Origin of the sequence: Bacillus cereus group sp. BfR-BA-01316, from assembly GCF_022664195.1 — a bacterium.
Taxonomy (GTDB): domain Bacteria; phylum Bacillota; class Bacilli; order Bacillales; family Bacillaceae_G; genus Bacillus_A.
Genome location: NZ_JAKUGX010000087.1, coordinates 1 through 677, shown reverse-complemented (window position 1 = coordinate 677; position 677 = coordinate 1). Strand labels below are relative to the sequence as shown.

Sequence of the window (677 nt, the reverse complement as noted above, 5' to 3'; positions counted from 1 at the left end):
GTAAACAAAAACAAGAAGATAAAAAGGGAGATGTTCAATAATGAAAAAACATATTATCGATATTTCAAAATGGAATGACAGTATTAATTGGGATGTATTAGCTCCTCAAGTTAGTTTAGCGATTTGCCGTGTTCAATATGGATCAGATACAGTAGATGGATTATATAAACAACATGTAGCGCAATTAGAGAAACGTGGCATTCCACATGCTGCCTATGCGTATGGATGCTATGTTTCTGTTAATGATGCAATTGTGGAAGCGAACGATTTTATGAAAAGAACAAATTCAAATGCTAAATTCTTAGTGCTAGATTGTGAGGATGATACATTAAAAAGTTGTGGCGCCGACAATCTAGCAGCTGCTTCTCAAGCTTTTATTGATACATGTAAAGCGGCAGGTTGGAAAATCGGATTTTATGTATCACATCATATGTACAATCAATATGGTTTAAATAAGGTGAAAGCAGACTTTTTATGGATTCCTCGTTATGGAAGTAATAAACCTGCCTATGCGTGTGATCTATGGCAATATGCAGACGGAGAAACAGGCGGTTGGCTTGATGGTGTAGGAAAAGTTGACTTAAATGTTCTAAATGGAGACAAGCCATTATCTTGGTTTATTGGTGGTAATGAACTAAATCCAATTAACCCAATTGATCCAATTCAGCCTATTCAAA

Annotated in this window: 1 protein-coding gene; it reads left to right on the top strand. The window is 35.6% G+C overall.

Translation table 11 applies throughout. The features are described 5' to 3' along the window. Positions 1 to 40: 40 nt before the first annotated feature. On the top strand, positions 41 to 677 hold a 637-nt coding region (locus MR071_RS25055), incomplete at its 3' end, for a GH25 family lysozyme (RefSeq protein ID WP_305037878.1).